Genomic DNA, 22,720 nt, shown 5'->3' on the forward strand with positions numbered 1-22,720 from the left:
CAAGGAAGGACATTATGAGCCAAGCGACCACAGCCGCCGCCAAGCCGACCACGACCTCCGTCCCGCAGCAAGGCGGGAAATCGGTGATGGGCTGGGTGCTGCACAACGTCGTGTGGATCTGGCTGATTGCGCTGGTGGTGATCTTCGGCCTGTTCAACGAGTACTTCTTCACCACTTTCAATCTGCAGAACATCATGGTGCAGGCCACCGTGCTCGGCATGATTGGTCTTGCGGTCGCACTCCCGCTGCTCGTCGCCGAGATCGACCTTTCGCTGCCGGCGAATCTCGGCTTCTCCTCGGCGATCGGCGCGATGGCCTATTCCGATCTCGGCCTGCCGTGGCTGCTCGCCATGCTGGTGGGAATCGCGGTCGCCACCGTGATCGGTTTCTTCAACGGCCTCTGTATCACCAAACTGAAGATGGTCTCGCTCATCCAGACCCTGTCGATGATGATCATCCTGCAAGGTGGGCTGCTGGCGCTGACCCAGGGCCGCACCATCACGAACCTGCCGGACGGCTATGTGTGGATCGGTCAGGCCGCCATCGGCGGCGGCTGGCCCGTCATGCCGATCGTCTTTGTCATAGCGCTGTTCGCCATGGCCGTGCTGCTGCGAAACACCGTGCTTGGCCGGGCCATCTATGCGGTGGGCGGCAATCCAGTCGCCTCGAATTCGGCCGGCATCCGCGTCGACCGGATCAAGATCATCACCTTCACCATTGCCGGTTTCCTCGCCGGCATCGCGGGCTTCCTGCTGGCCTCGTGGCAGATGGCCATCACCTCCAACCAGGGCTCAAGCTACCTCCTCTACGCCATTGCCGCGCCGATAATCGGCGGCGTGAGCGTGTTCGGCGGGCGCGGCAACATTGTCGGTGTGCTCGGCGGCGTGCTGCTGCTCACCGTCATCCAGGTTGGCTTGGCCATCATCTCCGTGCCGTCCTTTTATGTCGGCATGATCGGTGGTTTCATGATCTTCATCGCCGTCGCCATCGACGCGATCCGCGTGCGCTACTTCGGCTGATGCCGACCGCCGCGCTAGAGGCCCTTCGCGCCGCCCTCGATGCCACAGGCTTCATCGACGCATCGGCGCCCGAAGCGAAGCGTTACCTGCACGACTGGACAGGTGACTATCTGGGCGCAGCGCTTGCCGTGCTGCGGCCGCGGTCCGTCGAGCAGGTGCAGGCGTTGATGCGCATCTGCGCCGAGCATCGCATCCCGATCGTCCCGCAAGGCGGCAACACGGGACTTGTCGCCGGTGCCGTCGCGGGTGGCCCGCCGAGCGTCGTCATTGTCTCGCTCGAGCGGCTCAACCGCATCCGCGAGGTCGACGCCGCGAACTTCACGCTCCGGGCCGATGCCGGGGCCGTCCTCCAGACCCTGAAGGATGCGGCCGAATCCGAAGACATGCTGTTTCCGCTGGCGCTGGGTGCGCAGGGTTCCTGCCAGATCGGCGGCAACGTGGCCACGAATGCCGGCGGCATCAATGTGCTGCGCTATGGCATGACGCGCGATCTCGTGCTGGGGCTCGAAGCAGTTCTGCCTGATGGCAACCTGTGGCAAGGCATGACGGGGCTGCGCAAGGACAATCGCGGCTACGACCTGAAGCAGCTTCTGATCGGGTCGGAAGGATCGCTTGGCATCGTCACGGGCGTCGAGGTGAAGCTCTTCCCACGGCCGGCCAATGTCGAGACGGCCTATCTCGGCGTCGGTTCATTCGCCGACGCTATGGCGCTGTTTGGCATGGCGCGCCGCGTGTGCTCCGACCTGCTGACGGCCTTCGAGGTGATCGGCTCCGAATGCATCGCGCTCGCCACGCTGAGCAATCCCGAAACGCGGGTGCCGTTGGGAGGCGAGTGGCCGGTGCATGTCCTCATGGAGCTTGGCTGCAGTTCCGCCATCGACGGCCGCGCGCTGCTCGAGGCGCTGCTTGCCGAGGCGTTCGAGGCCGGCCTGCTCGGCGACGGCACAATCGCGCAAAGCCGCGCCCAGGCGCGCGCCTTCTGGGCAATCCGCGAAGACCTCGTGGAAGGGCAGGCAAAGCGCGGCCGGCATGTCCGCACCGACCTGTCCGTGCGCCTGAGCGAGGTGGCGCGGATGATCGAGGAGGCCCGCAGCTATGTGCTGTCGAACTGGCTTGGCTGGGAACCCATCGCCTACGGCCACGCCGGCGACGGCAACATCCATTTCAACGTCATGCCGCCGTTGGCCCTGTCGGCCGAGGAAGTCCGCGACCGGGGCGGGGACTTGTTGGACGGCCTCTACGGCATTGTTCGCGGCTTGGGTGGTTCGTTTAGCGCCGAGCATGGCGTCGGCCGGAGCCGCCGTGCGGTCTATTGGGAATGGCTGACGCCCGAGCAGCGGAAGGCCGTTGCCGCGATCAAAGCCGCCTTCGATCCGATGGGCATCATGAACCCTGGCTGCCTGCTGTCGGGCTGATACTTGCCCATCCGCTCGACGTTACGATCCCCGGTCAGCGTTGCAGCGGGACCGTTCCCGCGTCTGGTGGGCCGCGCTCACCCGTAGCGGGAGCAAATCGCGTATACAGCTGCCAGATATGTGAGTGCAATCGTGACGTAGGAGGCCGCGAGTTCGACTGCGATGGAGGTGATTTGAAGCAGCGTCACCGGAAAAGCCTTTGTTAACCCTAACTCAATAATACGCGCAAATTCTTACTCTTAACAGCCCTCCAGAACAAGATTGTGAGCAGGGATCATGGGCTCGGCATTCTGCTGGCCGCTGCCGACCTGTGGTCGGCGATTGCCTGCGCGCTGCCTGCGACCGTCTCTTGCGCGCCCGGAAACGAAAACATGTCCCGCTCGGCCTACCTACGATGATAGGCTGGATGGCGGAGGCTTGAGGCGATGGCGAGAAGTGCGGGCATCCTGCCTTACCGTAGAACGAGCAACGAACTGCAGGTGTTGCTTGTCCATCCGGGCGGGCCGTTCTGGCAAAACCGCGATCTGGGCACATGGTCGATTGCAAAGGGCGAGTATGGTGATGACGAACAGCCGGAAGCTGCGGCGCGTCGTGAATTTGTGGAGGAAACCGGCTGGGAGCTCAAGGGAGCGCTGCTTCCGCTGGGGGAGCTGCGCCAGCGCGGCGGCAAACTGATTACGGCTTTCGGCGTCGAAGGCGATTTCGATGCTGGCAGCCTGCGCAGCAACATGTTCGAGATGGAATGGCCACCGCGCAGCGGCCGCAAGCAATTCTTTCCAGAGATCGATCGGGCAGGGTGGTTCGGCCTCGATATGGCCCGGGAAAAGATGCTTGGCGGCCAGCAGCCGTTTCTCGACCGGCTTGTACTGTCTGTCTAAAAGGCGGGCCCGACGCTCGCGTCAGCTGGCCGTGTTGATTGCCGCAGCAATCGTGATCGCCTCCCCATAGTTCGCCCCGAAGGCGACGATATCATTCGGCGCAGAAGCGCGCATTATAAGCATATCGTTAAATTCACCCCATTTTTTTCCATGGTACCCTTAAGCGATATGCTTGGGGCCTGGTCGGTGACGACATGCCCGATGTTCTGCCACGGGGCGTATCGCGCCGCAAAAAGCCGATCATGCTTGGAATGATCGGCGACCACCATCGTCTTTGCAGCGCGCGAAATCATCGCGGCGTAAACCGCGCCGCATTCGAGAAGCGCATCGGACGGTCCATCCGGACCAAGGCCGCTCGCACCGAGAATGGCGAAATCAGCATAGAAACTGTTGAGAAAGGAAACTGTGTGGGCGCCGATCGTGGCGCCTTCTGTGGCGTGGTAGTCTCCCGGCAAAATCACAATCTTTATGGTCGGATTGATCGCGAGTACGGTCGCCACACCAAAAGAGTGAGTGAGCACTGTGATGTTCTTCATTTCCACCGCAATCCGACGCGCGGTATGTACGGTTGTGGCACCGGAGCCGATCATTAGCATCTGCGCGCCCTTGAGCACTTGCACCGCAGCTTTTGCGATCCGCTCGCGCTCGGCAACGAACAGCGTGTGACGCTCCGTCACCGACGGTTCGGGACCAAGGGAACGTACTGCGCCACCATAGGTGCGGTTGAGCAGCCCCTGTTCCATCATCTCGTCGAGATCGCGACGGATGGTTTCTGTGGAAACGCCGAGCCTGCGGGCAAGTTCGGCCACGCGCAGGCTAGGAGCAAGATTGAGCTCCCTCAGCATCTGCTCCTGCCGCGCGGTCTTCGGTTTCGTCATTGGCACTCTCCTTCTCTTGCCACCCCACTTTGGCCAGCGTGGTTCCATCGCCGCGACCAAATCAAGACCCCACGTTTCAGCGGAGACATGGACGTCGGGTATACTGTCGATACAATGTGTCCGAGCATTCATCGCTCCTGTTTTGTCGGGAACGACCGAGCCGAACAAGCCTCAGGTCAAGATCATCCCCGGGCGATGCCGGTAAACAGGGCATCCAGCCTTTGTGCGGGATGGCGCACCAAACCGCTAATCATTGTGAATGACGGTCTTGTGCATCCACTCATAAAACAGTGTCTAGGCGTCGTAGCGGACAAGGTCCTCGCTCGAAAGAGTGACCGGTCACCCACGATGGGGCATATCGATGACGGGCTGCTCTTACGAGCACGGGCGCCTCGGTTTCGGGGACACACTGAAATGGAAGGACGACGGTCGGTCTTCCAGTTCATGGACAGACACCTTATGCTTCCGGCCGGCGCCGACGCATCAGCGTGATCGCCAGTCCACCGGCCAGCAACAGGACTGCCGCCGACAGCGTGCTCATCGTGCCGAGCGCCGGTACCATCGGCGAATAACCCGCCACCATTTTCGAATACAGCCATTTCGGGATCGTGGAATCCACACCCGCCGTATAGAGCGAGAGAGGAAAATTGCCCCAGGACAGCAGGAAGGCAAACAACGCGCCCGACCAGACGCCCGGCCAGAGGATCGGCAGGGTGATTTCGCGCAGGATGAACCAGCGGCCAGCGCCGAGATCGCGTGCCGCCTCTTCCAATGTAGGGTCGAAACCATACACCTGGATGGCGATGACGAGCGTCACTACCGGCACGATCCAGACGAGATGCGCAACGACGGCCGTCTGCCAACTCGGATTGAAGCCGAGCGCATTGAACCACAGCAAAAGCGCAAGCCCTAGAACCGGCTGCGGAAAGAAGATGGGAAGAAGGATCGCCTTCTGGTAGAGCTTGCGCCCCTTCCATTCATAGCGTGCAAAGGCCAGCGCTCCGAAAAAGGCCAGCACCACCGAGATCAGGGTGACGATGAAGGCGATCAGCAGAGAGTTCTGCACGAGAACCTGGATTTCGAAGGAGGCAAAGGTCTTGCCCCACCACTCCGTTGAAAAGACGCGGATCGGAAAGCCAAAATAGCGGCCCTTAGACAGGCCCGCGAGCGCGCCGCATAGGATGGGTAGATAAATGACGAAAAGCACGCATCCCGTCCACATCCGGACGAAAGCGCGGACGCGGATTTGGGAGCGAGTTTCCATGGCTCATTTCCTCCCGAGAATGCGGTCGAGATCGAGCTTCGACAGCACATAAAGCGCAAGCCCGCTGACGACGACGACGAGCAGCAGCGCGAGCGCCGAACCCATCGGCCAGTTCTGCGCATACGTGAAAGACAGCTCGATATCCTGCGCGATGGTGATGACCGACTGCCCGCCGAGGATCTTGGATTCGGCGATGGCCCCAGCTCCGAGTACGAAGGTCAGAAGCATGCCGATCAGAATGCCAGGCATGGCGAGCGGCAACTCGATCTCCCGCCAGATCATCAGACGGCCGGCCCCGAGATCGCGTGCGGCATCCACCAGATCCTTTGGGATCATCGCGATGCCCAGCGTCATCGGAAACAGCATGAAGGGCAGGTAAACATAAATCATGCCGAACAGAATCGCGCCCGGCGTGTAGAGGACCTCCGGCCCACCGGAAAACCCCAGCCATTTCAGCGAGCCGTCGAGCACGCCGTTCTTGATGAAGAACAGCACCCAGCCATAGAGACGGACGTTTTCCGAGACGAACAGCGGAAACACGAAGAGCACACTGATCAGGCCCGACCATTTGCCGAACATGCGGTTCAGCCCATAGGCGATGGGATAGGCGATGACGGCTAGCAGGGCGACCGTCACGATGGCATAGGCAATCGACCACGCAAAGGACATCCAGACCGTATTGGTCGGATCGAAGATGGCCTGGAAGTTAGCAATCGTGAAGGAGCGGAACGCGTCGAAGCTCCTCGGCGTGGCAAAGGCATAGGCCGCCACCGTCACCAGCGGCGCAAGAAAGCCAAGCACCAGCAGAGCAACGACGGGACTGGCCGCCTTTAAACCTGCCGGAACGGCAGCTACGGGTGGAGCTGAATGGGGCATTTCGTCGGCGGTGGCGATCGCCATGGTCAATCTCCCACCACGATCGCATCACCCACATCCCAGCCGATTGCCACCGTATCGCCTGCCGAAAGGCCGGTTGCCGCCGCGCGCGGCGCCTCTACGAGGAAGATCCGCTCGCCGGAATGGACCTGATACTGCATGCGCGATCCCAGCGAGTACTCGTTATAGATCTTGCCGATGATGACATTGTCGGCGGTGGCCGGAGCCATTACGAAGCGCATGGTTTCTGGGCGGACGATGACGGTGGCGGTGTCACCGATCGTTTCATCGACAGATCCGACGGCGAGGGGGCCGCCATCGCTCTGCCGCCAGATCCCGGTTTCATTGCGGGTGACGGCGAAGCTGTTGACCTCGCCGAAGAACTCGGCGACGAACCGATTGGCGGGCCGGGTGTAGATTTCTTCGGGCGTGCCGATCTGCACCATCTTGCCGCGGTTCATGACGCCGACGCGGTCGGACATCACCATCGCCTCTTCGAGCGAATGGGTGATGTAGACGAAGGTCTTGCCGCTTTCGCGATGTAGATCCTTCAGCTCCTTTTCAAGCGCCTTCTTCAGCTTGTAGTCGAGCGCGGACAATGGTTCGTCGAAGAACAGCACGTCGGGATCGTAAGCAAAGGCGCGGGCGAGGGCGACGCGCTGCTTTTCACCACCTGAGCAGCGCATGACGTTCTTGCCGTAATAATGCTCCTGCAGGCGCAACATTCGCATAAGCTCCAGCGCGCGGGCCTTACGCTCTGCGGCGGGCACCTTGCGTACCTTGAGCGGAAACTCAATGTTCTCACCGACCGTCTTGTGGGGGAAAAGTGCCAGAGACTGGAAGACCAGACACGTCGGCCGTTTGTCGGCCGGCATGTCGTTGATCAGCTCTCCGCGTAGCGTGATATAGCCATGCGTCGGCCCTTCCATACCGGCCAGCATGCGCAAAAGCGTCGTCTTGCCGGATCCGGACGGGCCAACAATCGTGACGAACTCGCCCTCTCTAATATCGACATCGATACCGTCGACGGCGGCGAAATCTCCGAAGATCTTCTTGATGCCAACAAGCTGCAGCACCGGTGCTGCAGTCTTCTCAGCCTCCGTCGCTTGCGCGGAAAAGGCAGTCGACACGGGCGCGATCATCGCAAGACTCATATCTTTCACTCCGTCGATACGGGGTCGATCAGCCGCGAAGACGTTTGGCGGCGGTCATCAATTCGAGCGCCTTGTCGTAATCAGGGACGATGTCGTATTGGGCGGAACGCTCCATTTCTTCTTCAAGGCTGTCCCACTGAATCGCTTCCAGTTCGTCCTTGGTGAAGAGCTCGAGGCACTTCGGATTGCCCATCTGGCTGACGGGGTTGAACGTGCCCTCTGCGAAGGCAACCGTATGAGCGACGTCCGGTGCCTGAACATATTTCAGAAACTCTGTCGCTAAGGGCGAGATGTCCGGATTGTTGACGACAGAAGTGATCTCGATCCAGGAAATGCCGCCCTTGCCATCGATAGGGCCTTTCAGCGGAGTAATGGCACGCATGTTCGCATAGCCATCCGCACGGGCGGGCGAGATGGAGTAGGTGCCACCCGTCATGTAGAGGTCGATTTCACCGGAAACTAGCGCCTGATTGAGCGAAGCCATGTCGCCAACCATCTTGGCGCCTTTGAACACCTTTTCAGCAGCAGCGGAAAACGCCTTGAATTCGTCCTCGCTGTGAATTTTGAACGGATTGATGCCGGCGACCATGAAGATGTCAAAGACGTTCCAGTCGTCGGATTCCTGGATACCGTATTTGCCGGCAAGCGATGCATCATTGAACAGATCCCAGCCCTGCTCTTCCGCCGTGCTGCGGCTGATCTTGTCGGTATTGACGACGAAGCTGTAGGGACCGAAACGCTGCGTCATGCCGAGCAGATCCTTGCCGTCCTCACTCATCGCCCACTGATACGGCGCTTTGAACTGCGGAAGCATGGTGTCAAAAAAGGGCTCGAATTCAGTTCGCGGAAGGGGCTTGATCAGCCCGGCCGGTGCCATGACCTTGCGCGCCCAAGGATTGTTGACGTTGATCAGATCCCAGATTTTGGTCTCTCCAGCCCGCAGGCGGTTGATCATAGTAGGATCGTTGGTGAGGCTCTCAGCTTTCACCGTCGCGCCCTGGCTGGAGCGGAAGGGATCGAGCACCTGCGAGGAATTGTAACCCTCCCAGCAGAGGATATTCAGCTCCTTTTCGCGCGCGGCGAACGCGCTTCCGGCACCCGCCAGCGGACCGGCTAAGGTCGCAGCGCTCATCATCTGCATCATGTGCCGTCTGGAAAATTTCATCATGATCGTTCCCCTATTTTCTTGACGAGCCTTGGTTTTGAAACGTGCAAGGCTCATTGCGTAATCATACAATGTTGCAAGTGTGTCTCAAGGATGTGTGCTTTACAACAAAAATTTTGTGCGCCATTCTAGTTTCCAAAATAAGGGTACAATGTCTGCGTTCAGCAATTTGAAGCCATGCCTAGGTAGGCTAAATGACTGAAATATTTCGCATTTATTTTGAGCATTCAAGTTCAAAAATGTCTATGTTTTGAGCTCTGAGCGTATATTTGAGGCAGTTCGTACACGAAGCCGATAAGTCCAGCCGCAAAAAGTGAGAGAAAATGTTGAAGTCACTACAGGGAAAAACAGTCATCGTCACCGGCGGCAGCCGCGGCATCGGCAAGGGTATCGCGCTGCGCTTCGGAGAAGCTGGGCTCAACGTCCTGATCGTTTCTCGCAACCAGGCCGACGCCGATCAGGTCGCGGCTCAGATTGGCGCGAACGCGGCAGGCATCGCCGCCGATGTCAGTACCGAGGAGGGATGCGCTGCTGCGGTGGAAGCCGCGATCTCCCGGTTCGGGGGCATTCACGTGCTCTGCGCCAATGCCGGCATCTTTCCGGCCGCCAAGCTCGGGGACATGACGGCCAGCGATTTCGACCATGTCATGACGGCGAACCTCAAAAGCACCTTCCTCAGCGTTTCCGCCACTCTGCCCGCCATGACCGAGGCAGGTAGCGGACGCATCATCATCACCTCATCGATCACCGGGCCAATCACCGGTTTTCCCGGCTGGTCGCATTACGGTGCCAGCAAGGCGGGCCAACTCGGGTTCATGCGCACGGCAGCAATTGAGCTTGCGCCGAAGAGAATCACCGTGAACGCCGTCATGCCCGGCAACATCTTCACCGAGGGTCTCGATGGCATGGGCAGCGACTACATCGCGAAAATGGAAGCCTCCATCCCGATGCGTCGGCTTGGCACGGTGTCGGATATCGCAAACGCCGCGCTGTTCTTCGCTTCCGAGGAAGCAGCCTATATCACGGGCCAGACACTGGTGATCGATGGCGGACAGGTGCTGCCTGAATCACTCGGCGCGCTGGAAGCTATGGCCTGACGAGAACCGGGCCCGAAAGCCGCGTCCGGTTCTCGGTGATGACAAACCCTTCTGCCACCCGCGGACCGTCCTCGACTTGGAGCCAAGGATCCTCCTTTTCAGAGCCCTACGGATGGTCGACTCAGGTGGCCGTGACGAAGGGGAGGTTTGAGGATCTCATCGGCGGTCTGAACCAGACGCGAAACGGTGCCGGGTTTTTACCTTGCTTCGAGAATCGTATCGAGCGTCGCAACAAACACAGCCGCATCGTCGCTGGAAAAGCAGAGTGGCGGACGGATTTTGAGCGTCGCGCCGAATTTGCCGGCGGCACCTATCAGAATACCGTTCTGCTTCATCTCGTTGATGACATGTGTGGTAAGCGCGGAGTCCGGCGCGACCTGTTCTGGGTCAATAAAATCAAGACCGATAAACAGTCCAGCGCCACGCACTTCGCCGATTTGCGGATGAGCCATACGCAATGCCTCCAGCGCTTGCCGGAAACCGGTGCCGACACTGCGCGACGCCTCTATCAGCCCCTCTTCCTCGATCACCTCCAGAACGGCGCGGCCGGCGGCGGCGGCGACGGGATTGCCGCCGAACGTGTTGAAGTACCCAGTCTCCTCGCAGAACATCTTCAAAAGGTCAGGCCGCGTGACCACACCGCCCATCGGGAAACCATTGCCCATCGGCTTGCCCATGGTGACGATGTCGGGCGTGATACCATGGCGCCGGAATCCCCATAGTCCGCCGCCAGAACGACCGAAGCCGGGCTGAACCTCGTCGGCGATGAAAAGCCCGCCCGCGCGATGCACGATATCGACGGCCGTCTTAAGGAAGCCCGGCGGATCTGCATAGATACCGTCGCTCGAGAAGATCGTGTCGACAATCATGCCTGCAAGCGCCAGGCCGCGCGCGCGCAATTTGGCGATCGCCTGCTCAACGGATGCGGCAAAACTGTCTTCAACGCTCATGTCGTCGTGGGCTGTAGGCGCCGGGATCACCTCGACGAACAACGCGGGTTCGCGCCTGCGCAGTGAAGAGGGTGATATCTCCGTCACCAGTGCCGTGTTGCCGTGGTAGGCCGCCTCGGTGACGATGAAGCCTTCGCCACCCGTCCCGATCCTGGCGATCCGCATCGCAAGATCGTTGCTTTCGCTACCAGTGCACGTCATCACCAAATTCCCGAGCGGCGACGGGAAAGTTGCGAGCAGCTTTTCGGCGTAATCCTCGACAACGCGGTTCAGATATCGCGTGTGGATGTTTAATTGCCCGACCTGCCTGGCAATCGCCTCCACCACCCGTGGGTGGCAGTGGCCGACCGATGGCACATTATTGTAGACGTCGAGATACCGGCGTCCATTTACGTCGTACATATAGGCGCCGCTAGCCCGCACCATTTCGATCGGCTGCTCGTAAAAGAGAACCGACGAGGCTCCGAAGCTGGATTGGCGCCTAGCCACCCGTTCGGCAAGTTCCGGTGGAAACCCGTCGGTTCGCGTCGCATCGAAACGATTGAGATCGAGAATTTCCTTTGGCGCTACGTTCATCTGCATCTCCTCATGCAATGGCGCCGAGATAGCGCTCTGCCAGCATCACCGTGCCATCGGTATAGGACGGTCCCAGGGATTGGGCGGTGGGCGTTTCCGAATGTGAGGCAATCCAGGCGGTCAACTGCATGCGACGCAACATAATCAGCATAGGTAAGGCCTTCTCATGCTCCGCTTCGAACCGCGCTACGCGTCTGTAACCGTCAAGCCAAGCAGCCATTAGATCGGGAACATTGGGCTCATGCTCGATGAAGCTGATTGCGGCGGCGAAGTCATAGGCAAACCAGCAGATGCCGCAATCGTCGAAATCGATCACACCCAGACGCTCACCATCGACAAGCAGGTTGGCGGCGCGCATATCACAGTGAACGAGGCCGAAACGGTCGGCACCATAACCATAAGCATCCGTCTGCGCTTCGAGCAGGGTATAGGTGCGTTCAAGAATGGTCATTCCCTCGGGTGTCAGACCAAGGGCCGCGCGCCAATCGCCCCAATAGGCGTTCTCGCCGACAATCCGGTCGAAATTCCAGGTCTTTCGGACGAAATGCTTAGGTCGGCTCCATTCGCGGCTATGAGCATGCAGGCGAGCGTTGATCTCGCCAAGCGTCCGATACCACTTCACCAGATCCGATCCAGCATCCGGCTCTTTGCCCGACATGAACTCAAAGGCTACGGCATGTCGGATCGTTTCCCCATCGGAAAAGGCGTGCAGGAGACGACCGTCGCGAGCGGCGACAGGTTTCGGTGTCGCAACAATGCCATCCATGCTTAGCGCATTGATCCAGTCTAGTTCCGAGAGAATCTCGGATTCCGTATGATAATCGGGCCGATGGACCCGGACGATGAGGTCACGCTCAGCACCAGAATCCACGATGCGGAATGTCGCGTTCTCGGAGATCGTCAACAAAACCAGATCGGCGTTTGGCGATACATCCCAGACAGGAAGAAGCTCTTGCAGTCCCTGCTGCAACCTCAAAAGAAAATCTGCATCGTACAACATGTTTAAGGCCCTTTCGGCGTACGTTTGGTCGAAAAACAACAAAAATGTTGGGATTGCAACATAAATATTAGAGCCTGTTCGCCTTTTGCAGCCAACCGCCGTTCGCCTTGGCCAAATCGCCGGATCGCGAGTGGGATCGTGCGCTAGCCCTTTAAATCGGCTCGGCTGCACCAGTGCCCTTAAAAGACGGCATAGTGTTGGAAGTACGCTGAACAACGTGGTCTTTATCAACCAAAGACAGCTACGGCCGATTTGACGAGCATGCCGCCATTCACGGGCGAAGAGAATCTGCCAGCCGGCCGGCCCTGGCAAGTGATCCGGCTGGATGTTCCGACACTCGCTTGAGGACGGGCATGCGCCAGAATCAGAACACGAATTCGACTGACGTCAGCGGCCAGGAGCCGCGGGTCCACTCGATCGGTACGCCGTTGCGGTCCTCGTTGACGGCATTGATGCGGAATACGGGTGTCCCGGGCGTCAGCCGCAGGATCTCCGCTTCATCGGCGGATGCAAAGCCGCCACTGATACGTGTCTCGGCTCGCCGGTAATTCTCGATGCCATGCGCGCGGAAAACATCGGTCACCGACTGACGCACATCGTATCTCTGCTCGAAGTTGGGAAAGAGATGGGCTGGGAAGACCTTGGTATTGACGTAAACCGGCTGCTTATCGGACGTTCTTATCCGGCACAGCCGGATGATGGTGGTATCAGGTGCGAGACGCAACCGCTCCGCCACGGCCGCTCCGGCCGGTTCGCGGAGAACCAGCAGCGTCTGGGTGCCGATTTCCTGGCCGTGGGCTTCGAAATTGTCGAGAAAGCGTTGTCCGTCGCGAACCGTGAATGTCGAGGGCAGGTTTCGCACGAAGATACCTACGCCCTTGCGGGCGGTGAGGTGGCCCTCATGCTGTAATTGCTGCAGCGCCCGGCGAAGCGTAATGCGGGTGACCGCGAGTTTCTCCGCCAGATGCGTTTCTCCGGGAAGTTGGCTGCCCGGCGCAAGACTGCCGCTCTCGATCAGATTGAAGATGTGATCGTAGATCTGCTGCCAGATTGGCGTATCGCTGCGTGGCCGAAAGACCAAGCCGTTAAAGGCCAGAAGGCGATTGCCGCTGCGCTCGTGTAGTGTTGGAATTTTCGTATTCTGGTTCATGAAGCCCTGTTCACCGGCGATCGTTGTGCCGACCGTCGGTCTACGCGGGAGAGTCCAGAGGAATAGACAATTTGTCCTTGAACCATCGTGGCCACCACATGCGGATGCGCTGGATCGCCGGCATCGACGAGGATCAGATCCGCCCTGCGGCCGGCAACAAGCGAGCCGCGATCGTCGAGGCCGGCTACCCGAGCCGGGTTTGCCGAGATCAGATTCCAGATCAAAGGGAAGTCGCTGGCGTCTGGCGAAGACAACCTGAAGGCCGCATGCAGAGGCGAAGGATAGTGGTAGTCACTGGTCAGCACGGTGCAAAGCCCGGCTCTGACAGCGTCTGTGGCGTTTAGCGCACCATTGTGGCTGCCGCCGCGCACGACGTTGGGCGCACCGAGGATCACATCCTCGCCCATTTGCCGCGCGGCCTTCGCTGTTTCGAGCGTCAGCGGAAATTCCGAGGCCTTTGCGCCGAGCGCGCGGAAATATACGCGTTCCTCGGGCGATGCTTCGTCATGGGCAAGAAGCACATTGCCATTGGCCCGTGCGGTCGCGGCCAGTTGCTCGATCGCGATCGCCACCTCGGCCCGGCGGGACCAAATCTGGTCGAGCAACGTCATATAGTCATCTCGGCTCAAGCCGGACCGTTCCGCCATCTGGCCGATCTTGCGGGCGATCGTGCCGTTCATTACCGACCCGGTTGTATGATCGTTGAAAGCCATGATCGGTCGTGGCGAAAGGGACAGCCATTGTACGACCTGCGCCATCTGATCAAGCGCGAAGGTCTCCCAGCGCAGATGCAGACGCGTATCGCAGCTGAGAGTGTCGCGGAGGTCGCAAACTGCGCCGATCAGTTGTTTGGCAGCGTCGAGCGAGCGAAGTCCGGGCTCCCATGACACCGTGACGCCGTGGAAGGCCGTGGTTACGCCATTGGCGACAAGCTGGCGGTCCGTATCTTTCAGCGCCAATGCGGTGTCGAAGCGGACGCCCGGCCGCGGCATGATGTGCCGCTCGAAGCCGTCGCCGTGGATATCGACGATGCCCGGAAGCACGAGCAGACCATCGGCATCGATTGTGGACGCATGGGCCGCCTTCACCTCCGACAGTATCCCGCCGGTAACGCTCAGATCCGCCGTTTCAAGCCCCCGGTCGGTAAGGATGCGACCACCCTGGATGTGCCAGTTCACACTGTATCCCTCAAAAAGCAAAGGCTGCCGGAGGCGCCGACGAAATGTCACGAGCACGTCATCTGCTGCGTATACGGGTAAGCGGGTAACAGTTTCCTGTCTATACAGCAAAGGAAAAATGATGATCCGCACCATCGCAACCGCACTCGCCATAACACTCGCCACCGCCCTTCCGGCCTTTGCGGAATCGGTGAAATTCGCGGTAACCGACATGGAGGGGCTGGAAGCTCTTCAGCAGGAATTCGGCGCTTTCCAGACCGCTCTCGAAGAGGCGACCGGTCTCGATATCGAGCTGTTTCCGGTCAGCTCGCGGACCACTGCCGTCGAGGCCATGAATTCCGGGCAGGTCGATCTGGTCCTGACGGGTCCTGCTGAATACGTGGTCATGAAGGAATTGAGCCAACCGAAGATTGTTGTTGCCTGGCAGCGTCCCGACTATTTCGCTCAGATCGCCGTGCTGGCGAATGGACCGATCCGCTCGATTGAAGACCTGAAGGGCAAGAAGATCGCATTCGGTTCGGTCGGCTCCACCTCCCAGCATCTCGGCCCCGCGCAGGCACTGGCCGATTTCAATCTGAAATACGCCACCGATTACGAACCAGTGATCATATCGCGCAACATCGCGGCTGAGGCTCTCATCCGCGGCGACATCGCCGCTATCGGTCTGAATTTCGGCTACCTGAACTCGGTCCGGGAAGCGTTCCCCGACACCGCCTTCTCGGTAATCGCACGGGGCCGCGATCTGCCGAACGACATTCTTGTCGCCCGCAAGGACATTTCAGACGACGTGTTCGCCAAGGTCCGCGATGCCTTTGCGAAGAATGGCAACGAGCTGATGAAAGCGATCCTGACAGGAGAGGACAACCAGAAATTCAAGGGCGGTTTCTTCCTGACGGACGTCAGGGACTCGGACTACGATTATGTCCGCTCGATGTACCGCACGATCGGAATCGAGACCCTCACCGACTTCGTAAACTGAGGCCTGCTCTTTGCTTCATCATAAAGGCCGGCGGTTAACCGCCGGCCTACTTCGTAATTCCGGTCTGGGCCAAGGGGTCAACATGACAGCAATCATTCGCGCGCACGATCTTGCGAAGAGCTATGCGAACGGAAAGATCATTTTCTCCAATATCGGCCTCAACATAGCATCGCGCGAACGGGTTGCCCTGATTGGCTCGAACGGTGCTGGAAAATCCACCCTGCTCAAATGCCTCATCGGTCTTTTACCGTCGAGCGATGGCGAGGTCGTCACCCTCGGCGAAAGCTTCCGCTCGGCGCCGTCCGTCGCCCAGCTGCGGCGCATACGCAGGCAGATCGGATTTGTCTTCCAGCACCACGGATTGGTTAGCCGCCAATCCGTTCTTACAAACGTCTTGCAGGGCAAGCTCGGGCTGCCCGGGGGCTGGCGCGGCTGGCACCATTCCATCGCAAAGCAACACTGGCGCGAGGAAGCGATGCAGGCACTCGCCGACGTGCGGCTTCTCGGCAAGGCAGGTGCCCGCGCCGACGCGCTTTCTGGAGGGCAGGCGCAGCGGGTGGCGATCGCCCGTGCGTTGATCCGGCGTCCGAAGCTTTTGATAGCAGACGAACCGGCGGCAAGTCTCGATCCGGCAGCTGGACATGATGTGATGCGAGTCTTCTCCGAACTCACCCAAGAACAAGCGATAACCTTGGTCTACACCACGCACGATATGGAGCATGCTCTCAACTATTCCGATCGCTTGATAGCGCTCAAGGCGGGCAAGGTCTTCTTCGACCGGCCGACGGCGCAGGTGACCCGCGCTGATCTGAAAGATGTCTTCGATGCATGACCGCCTTTCGCCGAGCCGGGTTCCATCGGTCTCGCCCCTCACTTTCAGCTTTGCCGTCGCTTTGGCCGCTCTCGTGATCGTTTCCGCCGGGCAGGTCGCACCTTCGCCTGAACAACTGGCAGGTGGAGTGCCCCGCATGGCTCATCTCGTCGGCCGCATGATACCCCCAAATATCGAGCCAGGTTTCCTCCTGCGGGTTTTCTGGCGCATGGTCGAAACCTTTCAAATAGCGCTCGTTGGGACAGCAATAGGTGTCGTTCTCAGCTTGCCGTTTGCCTGGCTCTCGGCCAAGGACATAACTCCGCTCGGCCCGTTCCGGCATGTCTCCAGGATGCTGGTCTCGTTATTTAGGACCGTGCCAGATTTGGTCTGGGCGCTTCTTTTCGTGTCAGCCGTTGGTCTCGGGGCTGTTGCCGGAACCATGACCATCGTCATCGATACGATCGGTTTTTGCGGGCGGTTTTTCGCCGAGGCGATGGAGGATGCCGACGAAAGACCTCAGGAAGCGCTGTTTGCAATCGGCGCCGGGCGGTTTTCTGTTCTGTGCGGGGCAGTTCTGCCTGACGCCATGCCGTCCCTGATAAACACCACGCTCTTTGCGCTTGAAAAGGCAGTGCGCTCGTCCGTTGTTCTCGGTCTCGTTGGAGCCGGTGGCATCGGCCAGGAGCTCAAGGTTGCGTTCGATCTTTTCCAATACAAGAATGCCTCGACCATCATTCTCGTAATCTTCGTCATCGTGGTGTTGATGGAGTTCGTGACGGATCGCTTGCGCTCAAAGGTCCAGTAGCCGCAGGCCAGCCATGTGCGCGCAAATCGACACGATAAGGTCCCGCATCAGTCATCATCATGTGACATCGTCCGTCCTTGTCTTTTCGTTCAACATTCCTTATGTGTCGTTGAACACATGGAGAGCTGTGATGACCGCCCGCACCTCAACGGCAGCCGAAAACGACAAGCGGATCGCCCACACCCGTAACCGCCTGGTGCTCGAACAGGCCAGGGCCGTTGGTCTTCTTGGGACGGCGAAGGACACACGCCTGTCGGGCAGGGTGCCGTCGGAATTGATCGAGGCCGCAAAAAAGCGCGCCCATGTGACTTCCGATACCGAACTCCTGGAGCTCGCTTTGTCGCGCCTGGCCCTGGAGGATGATTTCGGCACCCGGCTTGTGCGTCGCAAGGGCAGCATCGCTGCGGATATCGATCTTGGCATTTGATCTCAGGAGCGCGCTGCGCTCCCTGAAACCGCAAAAGCTGGTGGCGCGGCTGGAACGACGCCCGGATTCAGACCTGTCGTGGGCTGGGGACGAGCCGCCGGTCGGCGGCGTCCTGCTTCTCGATACGAGCGTCTATCTCGATGTGCTGCAGGGGCGCACGCCCGAAGCGGTTGACGATCTCCTGACCTATCGGCTCTGCCACCACTCCGCCGTTTGCCTTGCCGAACTCACACATGTGTTCGGCCGTCTTAACCCAGCCCACAAGACGACCAAGACGGTTCTGAAAGCGGTCAATGAGACGATCGAAGATATTCCCGCACATCGGCTTCATGCTCCTGACGCAACCGCTTGGGGACGCGCCGGTGTGGTCGCCGGACTGTTGTTCCGGCTCGGCCATCTGCCAAAAGGGGAGGGGCACGAGCGTCGCTTTCTCAATGATGCGCTGATCCATCATCAGGCCGGCCTGCTTGGCGCGACTGTACTGACAGGCAATATCCGCGATTTCGATTATCTCAACCAGCTTGTCCCGTCAGTCCGCGTGATCTTCTACCGAACAGTCGCAGGATCACTGTCGCAGATCTGACTTCGCGGCGGCCACTTGGCGTGAAGTCTGCAGGCCTGAAAGGGGTTGAACACCGCGCACGCATGCGACGCACACCGGTGGCTTTCCAGGGCGAACTGACGGTGTTTTTCAAACGCCCGATTGCAATGCGGTATCTGCCGGCACGAACGCGCCATTCGTGATCCCCCTGGATCCTGACGGACCTTCTGCACGTCACTGCCATCGATCTCATGCTTGCCGGCGACAATGCAATCGTCATCGGTCTTGGCGCCGCCGGCCGGCGGCCTTTGAACATGACAAACTCCCAGAAGTCACGAGGACGGTTGGCGATCGCTATCCTACGGCACGAAGATAAGAAACAGATAGGCGACGAACACGACGAGATGAACGAGCCCCGTCAGCATCGTTGTTCTGCCCGTCCCAAAGCTCACGATGCTGATGGCAAGCGCGAGGATGAGAAGTACGGTATCCCCCGGACCCAGGCCAAGCGTCAGGCTTCGTCCTGTGAGTAGGCTCGCCGCACCGATTGCCGGGATTGTCAGGCCGATCGTAGCGCAAGCTGAGCCGAGGGCGACATTCAGTCCTCGCTGAAGCTCGTTATTGAGTGCGGCCCGAACCGCTGATAGCGCCTCCGGCATAAGCACAAGCGAAGCGACGAAGAAACCCACGATTGCGTCCGCCTGGGTAATTTGAAGAGCCGCGAGCCCGTCTTCGATGCTGCCGGCCACCTGCTCGGTCAGAAGAACGATCCCTGCCAGCCCGACAAATAACAGGAGTACGTTGGCGGTCACTTTCCCACCCTCGGGTACATGCTCCTCATGTTCGGCGCCGGATGTCAGATCCTCGATAAAATCGCCCCGTTGGCGCACCATCTGTGCGAAGACGAACGAACCATAGAGGAGAACTGAAAGGACGCTCACGAATGCGAGTTGCGACGCGGAGAACGCACCGGGACTTGTGGCAAGCGTGTAGTTTGGAAGGATCAGCACAGAACCGTCAGCGCCATGATGACGGCAAGGGAAGCGTTGGTGCCCTGTCGTTTGATGTCCTGATATCGATGCTTCAGCCCACCCAGGGTGAGGCAGACCCCGACGACACCAGTGCACACGATCATGACCGTCGAAAATACGGACTCCCGTGCCAGTGTCGGGTTGTTCTCGCCGTGCAGCATCATCGAAACGATAACCGATGCCTCGATCGCCGTGACCGAGAATGTCAGCAGCAGCGTGCCGTAGGGTTCACCGAGCCGCCGTGCGACGGCTTCTGCATGATGCAAAACCACAAACACGGTCGCGAAGATGAAGATAGCGACCACGATCAACGCCAGGATCTTGATCGAAAGCAGCGAATGCTCGATCGGCGCGCCGCCGAAATGAATTAGTGCGGCAAGGCCCAAGGAGCCGATTGGGAACAGATATTGGCCGATCTGTCGTCGATGAACAGCCAAGCCGGATTTCCTTCATCGCATCGGCGGTCGCAGATCACAAAGACCGATCGAACTCCATGATATCAGTCTACTTGCGAGTACCGGTTCGTTCAATGGCCGCGAGACGCCAAGCGAGCCGGCGGAGATGCGAAGCTGGGCCTTCGATGCGGTGAGCTCGAATCGGTAACATACCGCAGGCTGAGCTTGAGGGTGGTATCGCATAGGCCGGATCACATTTTAGGCCTTGAGTTTTCGCGTTTGCGGCAATAGGTAGGTGCTACCAGACCGGGCCCCTCTGGCAGTCCATCGGGACTGTGATGTCGGACTGGAATTCAATCCGGGTGGCCTGGCTTTGAGATTTCTCCAGCTGTAGCGGCATTTCTCCTGTCATACGCGGTGTTCGCGTTGCTCTACGGTATGCTCGCAAGCCGCGTCACCCCTAGCTGAACGCAAGGGTGCCGTATGACAGAATTTTTTAGTCCTGAAGCAATGACCGCTCTCCTGCAGGTCATCATGATCGATCTGGTGCTGGCCGGCGACAACGCCATCATTATCGGCCTTGCCGCGGCCGGGCTGCCCAAAGAGCAGCGCAGAAATGCGATCGTTATTGGTATAGCCGCGGCGGCGATTCTACGCATCGGCTTTGCGGCCGCGACAACTCAGCTCCTGCAGATCGTCGGCTTGCTTTTGGCCGGAGGCGTGTTGCTGTTGTGGGTATGCTGGAAGATGTGGCGCGAACTCCGGCAAGACCATTCGCAGGAAATGCAGGCGATTGAAGCGCTTTCGGAAAGTGACGTCGACTACGATGGCACCGTAGCTGGCAAAGCTTCACGCAAGACCCTGGCGCAGGCTACCTGGCAGATCATCATCGCCGATGTCTCTATGTCGCTCGACAATGTTCTGGCGGTAGCGGGTGCTGCGCGCGAACATCCGAACGTATTGATCTTCGGCCTTGTCCTTTCCGTAGCACTGATGGGCATTGCCGCAAACTTCATTGCCAATCTGCTTCAGAAGCATCGCTGGATTGCCTATGTCGGTCTGGTGGTGATCCTCTACGTAGCTGGCGACATGATCTATCGCGGTACGCTAGAACTCCTGCCTCACGTCGGCGGCTCTTAGACGCAAACGATAGATCGGCCGGAACGACGTCGTTCTGGCCGATCTATCCCAAGACCATGCGAACCGAGGCAGCCCGGAAACCGACGGTATTCCACCCTCGCTCGTTCTTTTACGATTTTAGAGAGCGTTGGCGCGATCCGGCCGCGGCTTGCCCCCGCGCAAACGCCCAAATCGGAAGGCATCTGAAACGGCCGAGCGGACCATAAGCATCTCGCCTATGGTCTCGTGCGTCATCAGCCCGACCAGCCGATCGGCATTGTCGACGACGGCAACAGCAGGCACATCTGCCTTCTGCATGAGGCGCAGGCATTCCTCCAGACTTTTGCGATAATGTATTTTTGGGATGTCATTCCGCATTGCGCCCGCGGCCGGTGCAGCGGGTCCCTTCTCTTTCAACGTCCGGATCATGTCGTCGCGTGTCACTAACCCTTCAAGATGACCGGCGGAGTCGACGACAGGGAATTCGTGCTGCGTGGTGGCGAGCAGCATCTCGATTGCCTCGTCGAGCGTGGCCGACCGGTCCAGCCGGGCAAACTTGGTGATCATCACGTCCCCGACAAGGACGCTTGTGGCGACCTCTCGGATCTGTGCGTTCTGCGCTTCTGCTGCCGCGGCGAGATAGACGAAGATACCGATGAAGATCAGCAGCGGATTGTAGAACAGCCCAATGAACCCAAAGACGAAGGCTAATCCTTGGCCGATCGTGGCGGCAATCTGAGTTGCGCGCGACCAGGAAAGGCGGGCGGCGAGGGCGGCGCGCAGGATGCGGCCGCCGTCCATCGGGAAGGCAGGGATCATGTTGAAAAGGACCAAGAAGATGTTGACCCCTGCAAGTCTGGCCAGAAAATTGGTACGCGGGTCCTCGATCCCGGCCATCTGTTCGACACCTGTCGACCCACCGAGCAAGGCAAAAATCAGCGCCGCGATCGCGACATTGACCAGCGGCCCCGCGATCGCGATCACGAACTCCTGTCCCGGCTCTTCCGGCATGCGTTCCAGCCTGGCCACGCCGCCGATCGGGAAAAGCGTAATGTCCGGCGTGCTGATGCCGAAGCGCCGTGCGGCGGCGATATGGCCGAACTCATGCAGGACCACGCAGGCAAAGACGGCAATTATGAAGGCAACGCCTTCCCAGGCCGCTGGCGTGCCGCCGATGCGATAGTGGGTTAGCCAAATCCAGACGAGCAGAAGCAGGAAAGTGAAGTGAACGCGCACGGTCGTGCCTGCGATCGTCCCGAGGTTCAGCGACCAACCCACATTTATCCACTCCGAGAGGCCTCGCCTTCACCATAGGCTTTGGCAGGGCGCTTGCAATCATTCGAGAACATCAGACGCTGGCACCGTCGTGTCGGCGTCGGGTCAGTGAGTGGTTTGTGAGTGCTCGCCGCCCGGCTTCGAGATGCCGCTTAAAGCTTCTCCCGCTTCTGCCGCTTCGCCATTCGTCGCGAGATCGCCAAGCGAGATGATCCCGACGAGCCTCTTGTCGCGGTTCAGAACCGGAAGCCGACGTACCTGCAGGTCGCCCATGTTCTCAAGCACATGCTCGACGTCTTCGTCATCGAAGCAATATTTGACGTCGGGGCTCATGACATCGCCCACCTTGGCGTCAGGCCCCTTACCCAATGCTACGCCGCGGATCGCGATATCACGATCCGTGATCATTCCGACTAACCGGTCGTGGTCGCCCACGGGCATCACGCCGGCGTCGAGCCTGCCCATGATCTGCGCTACTTCGCGAATGGACTGTTCGGGGGTCGCGACCTGGACATTCCTCGTCATGCAGTTGCCGACTTTCATGGCAATCTCCCTTCTACTTGCGAAGCCCGCCGCCGATTCGGTGTTGATGACTCATGCAACGAACTCTTCGGCGATAACGTTCCCTGGACCCCCGTGGTCGCAGGAGGTTTTTCATCCGTCGCGGCAAAGGCATGGAGGCAGCCATCGCTGCGCCTCCGTTTGATGGTGGCGGGCGCGCGCCAGTGCATTTG

General features: G+C 59.5%; 21 protein-coding genes and 1 pseudogene. 10 read left to right on the top strand and 12 right to left on the bottom strand.

Translation table 11 applies throughout. The annotated features are described in order from the left end of the window. Positions 1-14 precede the first annotated feature (14 nt). From ABID19_RS24805 to ABID19_RS24815, 3 genes are all read left to right on the top strand, one after another. Positions 15-1,019: an ABC transporter permease gene (locus ABID19_RS24805; RefSeq protein WP_354493538.1), complete on the top strand. Its 1,005-nt coding sequence runs from the start codon at positions 15-17 to the stop codon at positions 1,017-1,019. Beyond that, a complete protein-coding gene (locus ABID19_RS24810; RefSeq protein ID WP_354493540.1) occupies positions 1,019-2,434 on the top strand; it encodes an FAD-binding oxidoreductase in 1,416 nt (471 codons plus the stop codon). The genes ABID19_RS24805 and ABID19_RS24810 overlap by 1 nt, the downstream gene beginning before the upstream one ends. A 425-nt stretch (positions 2,435-2,859) precedes the next feature. Then, positions 2,860-3,312: an NUDIX domain-containing protein gene (locus tag ABID19_RS24815; RefSeq protein WP_354493541.1), complete on the top strand. Its 453-nt coding sequence runs from the start codon at positions 2,860-2,862 to the stop codon at positions 3,310-3,312. Positions 3,313-3,425: 113 nt separating this feature from the next. Here the strand turns inward: ABID19_RS24815 and ABID19_RS24820 are convergent, their stop codons facing one another. The 5 genes from ABID19_RS24820 to ABID19_RS24840 all read right to left on the bottom strand — a co-directional run bounded on the left by ABID19_RS24820 (position 3,426) and on the right by ABID19_RS24840 (position 8,652). Then, positions 3,426-4,190: a DeoR/GlpR family DNA-binding transcription regulator gene (locus tag ABID19_RS24820; protein WP_354493543.1), complete on the bottom strand. Its 765-nt coding sequence runs from the start codon at positions 4,188-4,190 to the stop codon at positions 3,426-3,428. Between the two features lie 457 nt (positions 4,191-4,647). Continuing rightward, a complete protein-coding gene (locus tag ABID19_RS24825) occupies positions 4,648-5,454 on the bottom strand; it encodes an ABC transporter permease (protein WP_354493544.1) in 807 nt (268 codons plus the stop codon). Positions 5,455-5,457: 3 nt separating this feature from the next. Beyond that, on the bottom strand, positions 5,458-6,354 hold the full coding sequence (locus ABID19_RS24830) for an ABC transporter permease (protein WP_354493545.1): 897 nt from the start codon (positions 6,352-6,354) through the stop codon (positions 5,458-5,460). A 2-nt stretch (positions 6,355-6,356) separates the two neighbouring features. After that, entirely contained in the window at positions 6,357-7,484 is a 1,128-nt protein-coding gene (locus tag ABID19_RS24835; RefSeq protein ID WP_354493546.1) for an ABC transporter ATP-binding protein, read from the bottom strand. Between the two features lie 28 nt (positions 7,485-7,512). Further along, positions 7,513-8,652 carry an ABC transporter substrate-binding protein gene (locus ABID19_RS24840; RefSeq protein WP_354493765.1) on the bottom strand — a complete coding sequence of 380 codons (1,140 nt, stop codon included), beginning with the start codon at positions 8,650-8,652 and terminating at the stop codon, positions 7,513-7,515. A gap of 320 nt (positions 8,653-8,972) precedes the next feature. Between ABID19_RS24840 and fabG the strand changes: the two genes are divergently transcribed. Next, complete coding sequence (gene fabG, locus ABID19_RS24845) at positions 8,973-9,746, top strand: 3-oxoacyl-ACP reductase FabG (protein ID WP_354493547.1); 774 nt, start codon at positions 8,973-8,975, stop codon at positions 9,744-9,746. 197 nt (positions 9,747-9,943) lie between these two features. Here the strand turns inward: fabG and ABID19_RS24850 are convergent, their stop codons facing one another. The 4 genes from ABID19_RS24850 to ABID19_RS24865 form a co-directional block, all read right to left on the bottom strand. Further along, on the bottom strand, positions 9,944-11,272 hold the full coding sequence (locus tag ABID19_RS24850; RefSeq protein ID WP_354493548.1) for an aspartate aminotransferase family protein: 1,329 nt from the start codon (positions 11,270-11,272) through the stop codon (positions 9,944-9,946). 10 nt (positions 11,273-11,282) lie between these two features. Further along, positions 11,283-12,272 (bottom strand): phosphotransferase enzyme family protein, encoded by a 990-nt coding sequence (locus tag ABID19_RS24855; protein ID WP_354493549.1) that lies wholly within the window; start codon positions 12,270-12,272, stop codon positions 11,283-11,285. A 364-nt stretch (positions 12,273-12,636) separates the two neighbouring features. After that, on the bottom strand, positions 12,637-13,422 hold the full coding sequence (gene phnF / locus ABID19_RS24860) for a phosphonate metabolism transcriptional regulator PhnF (protein ID WP_354493550.1): 786 nt from the start codon (positions 13,420-13,422) through the stop codon (positions 12,637-12,639). Beyond that, entirely contained in the window at positions 13,419-14,735 is a 1,317-nt protein-coding gene (locus tag ABID19_RS24865) for an alpha-D-ribose 1-methylphosphonate 5-triphosphate diphosphatase (protein ID WP_354493551.1), read from the bottom strand. The genes phnF and ABID19_RS24865 overlap by 4 nt, the downstream gene beginning before the upstream one ends. On the opposite strand from ABID19_RS24865, the gene ABID19_RS24870 reads away from it, so the two are divergent. The 5 genes from ABID19_RS24870 to ABID19_RS24890 all read left to right on the top strand — a co-directional run bounded on the left by ABID19_RS24870 (position 14,722) and on the right by ABID19_RS24890 (position 18,208). Continuing rightward, a complete protein-coding gene (locus tag ABID19_RS24870; protein WP_354493552.1) occupies positions 14,722-15,579 on the top strand; it encodes a PhnD/SsuA/transferrin family substrate-binding protein in 858 nt (285 codons plus the stop codon). The two genes, ABID19_RS24865 and ABID19_RS24870, sit on opposite strands and share 14 nt — an antisense overlap. 82 nt (positions 15,580-15,661) lie before the next feature. After that, a complete protein-coding gene (locus ABID19_RS24875; protein ID WP_354493553.1) occupies positions 15,662-16,411 on the top strand; it encodes a phosphonate ABC transporter ATP-binding protein in 750 nt (249 codons plus the stop codon). After that, the gene (phnE, locus tag ABID19_RS24880; RefSeq protein WP_354493554.1) at positions 16,404-17,198 is read left to right on the top strand and encodes a phosphonate ABC transporter, permease protein PhnE; all 795 of its coding nucleotides are present in this window, start codon (positions 16,404-16,406) and stop codon (positions 17,196-17,198) included. Before ABID19_RS24875 ends, phnE begins: the two co-directional genes overlap by 8 nt. A 130-nt stretch (positions 17,199-17,328) precedes the next feature. After that, complete coding sequence (locus ABID19_RS24885; RefSeq protein WP_354493556.1) at positions 17,329-17,625, top strand: hypothetical protein; 297 nt, start codon at positions 17,329-17,331, stop codon at positions 17,623-17,625. After that, the gene (locus tag ABID19_RS24890) at positions 17,615-18,208 is read left to right on the top strand and encodes a type II toxin-antitoxin system VapC family toxin (protein ID WP_354493557.1); all 594 of its coding nucleotides are present in this window, start codon (positions 17,615-17,617) and stop codon (positions 18,206-18,208) included. Before ABID19_RS24885 ends, ABID19_RS24890 begins: the two co-directional genes overlap by 11 nt. 317 nt (positions 18,209-18,525) lie before the next feature. On the opposite strand, the pseudogene ABID19_RS34360 reads toward ABID19_RS24890, so the two are convergent. Then, positions 18,526-19,634: pseudogene (locus ABID19_RS34360) on the bottom strand (calcium:cation antiporter). Positions 19,635-20,075: 441 nt separating this feature from the next. Between ABID19_RS34360 and ABID19_RS24905 the strand changes: the two are divergent. Next, the gene (locus ABID19_RS24905) at positions 20,076-20,732 is read left to right on the top strand and encodes a TerC family protein (RefSeq protein WP_354493559.1); all 657 of its coding nucleotides are present in this window, start codon (positions 20,076-20,078) and stop codon (positions 20,730-20,732) included. Between the two features lie 117 nt (positions 20,733-20,849). Here the strand turns inward: ABID19_RS24905 and ABID19_RS24910 are convergent, their stop codons facing one another. After that, positions 20,850-21,989: a site-2 protease family protein gene (locus ABID19_RS24910; protein WP_354493560.1), complete on the bottom strand. Its 1,140-nt coding sequence runs from the start codon at positions 21,987-21,989 to the stop codon at positions 20,850-20,852. A gap of 102 nt (positions 21,990-22,091) precedes the next feature. Further along, positions 22,092-22,529 carry a CBS domain-containing protein gene (locus tag ABID19_RS24915; protein ID WP_352929430.1) on the bottom strand — a complete coding sequence of 146 codons (438 nt, stop codon included), beginning with the start codon at positions 22,527-22,529 and terminating at the stop codon, positions 22,092-22,094. Between the last annotated feature and the right edge of the window lie 191 nt (positions 22,530-22,720).

Source organism: Mesorhizobium robiniae (assembly GCF_040545535.1).
Taxonomy (GTDB): domain Bacteria; phylum Pseudomonadota; class Alphaproteobacteria; order Rhizobiales; family Rhizobiaceae; genus Mesorhizobium; species Mesorhizobium robiniae.